Below are 5,211 nucleotides of genomic sequence, written 5' to 3'. Positions count from 1 at the left end.
GAAAGATATCGAAACCCTCAGCATCATTAATATTGGTGGTGTATGACAATCCCGGACTGTCAAACCGCTGCAACAGCTTATTTCCAACTCCAACAGCGGCGGGGACATCACAGATCGACCATTGTATTGCTGGCGGATAGTCGATATATTTGCGATAAGCGTAATAGCTGTAGCCTGTATTGCCACCTAAATCGAAAACTGTCGATCGATCTTTAAATAGTTTTGCCAACCAAACCAGAACGGGATAATCGACCTGTTTAAATTTACCAATCTCTTCTAAGTCGAGATTGTGTTTCAGCGAGCTGTTATGCAAATCTTCAAGATTGTAACCAGACGGTTTACTAATCGGAATTGCGGCTGAAGCTTCAGCAAAAGATTTGAAAACTCCTCGATAAAGATTAGGATTTCTGGGGAACAGCCAATGATAATAGTAGAAATCTCTCAGAACTGGTGTATTCTCGACACCTCTACGCGAAACTTTCTTTAAGCTTTTAACAATTTGATTCATGATTTATTAACCAATACTCGATCTACCAAGCAAATTCGATCGGGTACTAATTTTAATAAAGTACCCAAATTAACTCTCGATAATATTAAACTTCGCTGACTTGTAGATATTTGCCGATGCGATCGGGATCGGGAATATACCAGGCTGGCTGACCGCTGGGATCTTTGCCGAGTTTGGCACCAGGTTGGGGTGGGGTATTGCGATGCTCCAAAGGAGAGGCTATGCCAACGATCGATTCCCGATCTGGTGTGGCTCCAGGTAAAAATCCGGCGGCTTGCATTTCGGCAACGCTTTCTTTAAATGCCTGAATTACTCGATCGATATCGGCTTCTGTATGCGCCAAGCTCAAGAAGCAGGGGCGATATTCCCAAATATGGATGCCTTTTTCGCGCAGGAGGAAGTATAGTAAGCTCCCGTGCGGGACTTCAGTGGGATATTTGATATAGAAGAACGAGCTAAAATGCGCGATTTTAATCGGTGCGCCGACTTGGGTAAAGTGCTGGTTTAAATGAGTGACAAATTTTTCGACCTTCGCGGCGAGGGCATATTGCAGTTGTGGCCCTTCAGCTTTGAGCCGAGTCAATACGGCTTCAGCGGCGGCTAGAGCCATCGGATGCCGGACGAAGGTACCTGCAAAGAAGGTTACGCCGACTTCGGGGAACGATTCGTCGCCATATTGCCAAGCTCCACCATCGAGAGCATCCATATATTCTGCCCTACCAGCAACCGCACCGATCGGCAAGCCACCGCCAAATACTTTACCGTAGCTAGATAAGTCGGCTTGAATGCCGAAGTGTTGTTGCACGCCGCCGGGATGGACGCGGAAACCCGTGACGACTTCATCAATGATGAATGCGGTACCCGATTTTTCGGTCAGTTGGCGCAGTTCGCGCAAGAAATCGATCGGCTGTAGATCTGGACGGCGGCTTTGGATGGGTTCGACCATAATTGCCGCCAAATCGTCCGCCTGAGCGCGTAAAATTTCGATGGAGTTGGGGTCGTCATAGTCTAAGACGAGCGTATTCTCAACCATTGAGGGCAGAATTCCTGGTGCTGCGGGTAAGGACATCCCGTTAGCCGCTTTGCGGAGGACGACTTCATCGAAGGTACCGTGATAAGCACCTGCAAATAGGGCGATTTTGCTGCGTCCGGTGACGGTACGCGCCAACCGCATGGCTGCCATGACTGCTTCAGATCCGGTGTTGCAGAAGGCAACGCGCTCGTGTTTGGTTAATTCCGAGATTAGCTTGGCAACGCGTCCGGCGAGTGGTGTTTGGGGGCCGATTTCAATGCCTTTGGCTAGTTGTGCTTGAATGGCATCGGTAATAAATTGCGATGACCAACCAAAGAAGTTGGAGCCAAAGCCGTTGGTAATGTCTACATACTCGTTACCGTCGATATCCCACAGTTTGGAGCCAGCAGATCGATCGACGACGATCGGGTAAACCATTTCTTTATACAATGGCGTGAATCCCGATACCGTGCGCGGATCGGCTAGATAGGCTCGATGCTGCTGCGATTCTTGTTTTGATGCTGAGGTGCGCGCGACGTAGCGGCTGACGATCCGATCGAGATGACTTTGCTGTTGGGGGGTAAGCGTGTTGCTATTACCTGGTTTCTCGATTTTGGCACCTGGGCCGAAAGCTTTTTTGGGAGCTGGTTCAGTGGTGGCGGTTAGTTTCGCGCCATCGAGCAGGGTTTTGGCATCGGGAACTTCTGAAGTCGCCACAGGTAAGGGATTTTCGGTGGGGATTGGTGTGGGTGCGGGGCGATAAGTGCCAGGATTGCGCGCCAACAAATCGAGTTGTTGCGACATAATCTGCGACATTACCTGTAGCTGTTGCTGGGCGAGGGCGGCGATATCGCTACTGGCTGCTGCGGGTAGGGCGGCGATCGGCGATCGATCTGCGGTTTTGCCGTTGCCGTTTGTCGATTGATGACCGTTATTGCCGTTATGACCGTTACTGCCACTTTTTGGGGCTTCAGGGACGGTTAAGGTTGCTACAGGTAGTTCTTCGACGACTAGATTTGCAATAGTTAGAGCGGCAGCTACAGGTGCTGGGGCTGCGGCTGGGGGTAGGGATAGATCGATAAAACCTGCCAGGGTATCTAGATTGGGATAGTCTTCTAGGAGGTTCCTAAATGTGACTTTAATTTTGAATTTTTGCTTGAGTGCGGTGGCGACTTGGGTTAAAGATAACGAATCCATCCCCATTTCGAGAAATGTGGTATTGGCATCGGCACTGGCAAGATCCAGCCCTGATGCGGCTACCATCACCTGGGTAATTTGCGGAATTAGTTCTTGCTGGCGGGATGTAGGCATGGTTGGTGTGACCTCGGCGATGGAATTTAGGGCGGGTTGAGACAGAACGGGCGGTTCGACGGGATGTGCGGGGAGTGGATCGATCCAGTATCGTTGCCGATCGAATGGATAAGTGGGTAATGGCAAGCGGTTGCGGATTTCGGCGGTATAGAAGGCATCAAAATCTAGGTTTGCGCCACTGAGCCAGAGCTGCCCGATCGCCTGTAGTATAGCGACCCATTCGCCATCATCGGCGGTGGTGCTGCCTAAGGTCGAAATGGCGATCTGTCGTCTGAGATCTTGGGCTTGCTGGCGGGCGAGGGTGGCGGTAGTAGTACGGGGGCCGACTTCTAACAACACTCGATCGGGATCTGTTTGCCATAGTTCTCGAATGCCATCGGCAAAGCGGACGGTGGCGCGCAGATGGCTCGCCCAGTAGCGATAATCTGTCGCCTGTTCTTTGGTAATCCAAGTCGCTGAAACGGTAGAAATAAACGGAAATTGCGGGGGCGATAATTGAATGGTACTGACTAAGGCGGCAAAGGGTTCGATCGCCGGATCCATCATGGGTGAATGGAAGGCGTGAGAGGTATGTAATGGCTTACTGATAACCTCTGCGCTTTCGAGTTCGGCTTGGAGTGCGGCAACCGCCTTACTCGGCCCCGATACCACACAGAGCGAGGGGCCATTAATTGCCGCGATCGCCATGTCTGGAGTCAGTTTGGGGGCGACTAGTTCGGCGGCTAACCGGACGGATAACATCGATCCGGGGGGCAGATCTGCCATCATTTGCCCTCTAGTAGCTACCAGTTTCAGCCCATCTGCTAGCGAAAATACGCCCGCTAAACAGGCGGCGACGAATTCGCCGATACTATGTCCGATCGCGGCGGTGGGTTTGATGCCCCAACTTTGCCATAATTGAGCCAGAGAGTATTCGATCGTGAATAGTGCAGGTTGGGCAAATTGAGTCTGACGGAGCAGATCGGCATTTTCGGTCTGCTCTGCTGCATACATAATTTCCCGCAGATCTAGACCCAGCAACGGCTGTAAGATCTCAACACAGCGATCGACACTCGATCGAAAGACGGGTTCGCGATCGTAGAGTGTTTTACCCATGTTTAGATACTGCGATCCTTGTCCGGGGAACATAAAAACGATCTCTGGCGATCGCGCCGAAGTGCTACGGGTTGCAGATCGCAGCGGCGGAAGGCTCTCTAAATCGGCGATCGCCGTATCGAGATTTTGACTGACGACAAACCGTCGGTATTCAAACCGATTTCGACCTGTTTGGAGGGTAAATGCGACATCGGCTAAATCGACAGGATACTGTTGGAGATGCTGTTTGAGGTTCGTCGTCATCTGCGTTAGTGCCCCCTCGGTTTTAGCCGAAAGCAATAACAGTTGCTGGGGGCGCGAAGGTGTAGCTGGAATCGGGGCTGGTGCTTCTTCTATCACGATATGGGCATTAGTACCGCCCACCCCAAAAGAACTCACTCCCGCCCGTCGGGGTGTATCGCCTACTTGCCAGTCTAGGAGCTGGGTATTGACATAAAAAGGGCTGCGATCGAAGTCGATTTGCGGGTTGGGTGCGGTAAAGTTCAGAGTAGCGGGGATTTGCTTATGGTATATAGCCAGAGCTGTTTTAATCGTCCCTGCTACCCCGGCGGCGGCGATCGTATGTCCGATATTACTTTTAATCGAACCGATCGCGCAAAATTGCTCGGCGGAAGTAGTGGTGCGGAAGGCTTGGGTGAGGGCTTCGAGTTCGATCGGATCGCCGAGTGCGGTAGCCGTACCGTGAGCCTCAATATACGCGATCGTGGCGGGGTCGAAATTTGCCTGAGCTTGCGCCATCAAAATCGCGTCTCTTTGCCCAGATACACTCGGAGCCGTGAAGCTGGCTTTATTAGCTCCATCGTTATTTACACCCACCCCGCGAATGACGGCATAAATTCGATCGCCATCTGCTAGGGCTTCACCCAGTCGCTTCAATACCACCAACCCCGCACCGTTATTAAATAACGTGCCCTGCGCCTGGGCATCGAACGGGCGACAGTGCCCGTCGGGAGCTAAAATGCCCCCTTCTTGATATAAATAACCGCTGTTTTGGGGAGTCGAAATCGAAATTCCCCCCGCGATGGCGATGTCGCAGCGATAGCTGGTTAAGCTGTAAACAGCCTCAGCGATCGCCACTAAAGAAGTCGAACAGGCAGTGTTAATATTCAGGCTGGGGCCTTTTAAATTCAGCTTATAAGCAGCCCTAGTAGCTAAAAAGTCTTTTTCATTAGCCAACATGGTTTGGAACGCCCCCAGTCGGTCGATAACGTCCGATCGGTTGCTAATATGTCGCTCGAAATAGGTGTTTTGACCGCAGCCTGCATACAAGCCAATTAAACCGTCG

Annotated in this window: 2 protein-coding genes; both read right to left on the bottom strand. The window is 51.4% G+C overall.

Annotated features, from left to right (window positions below; translation table 11 throughout):
• Positions 1–508: methyltransferase, TIGR04325 family (locus tag Q0R35_RS10155; RefSeq protein WP_295617106.1), on the bottom strand; the 508-nt coding region annotated here is incomplete at its 3' end.
• Between the two features lie 85 nt (positions 509–593).
• A partial coding sequence (locus Q0R35_RS10150) for a type I polyketide synthase (RefSeq protein ID WP_295617103.1) occupies positions 594–5,211 on the bottom strand: 4,618 nt, incomplete at its 5' end.

Origin of the sequence: Chamaesiphon sp. GL140_3_metabinner_50, assembly GCF_025361915.1 — a bacterium.
GTDB lineage: Bacteria > Cyanobacteriota > Cyanobacteriia > Cyanobacteriales > Chamaesiphonaceae > Chamaesiphon.
Note: the sequence above shows the minus strand (reverse complement) of the source record. Positions and strands in the feature narration are given on the sequence as shown.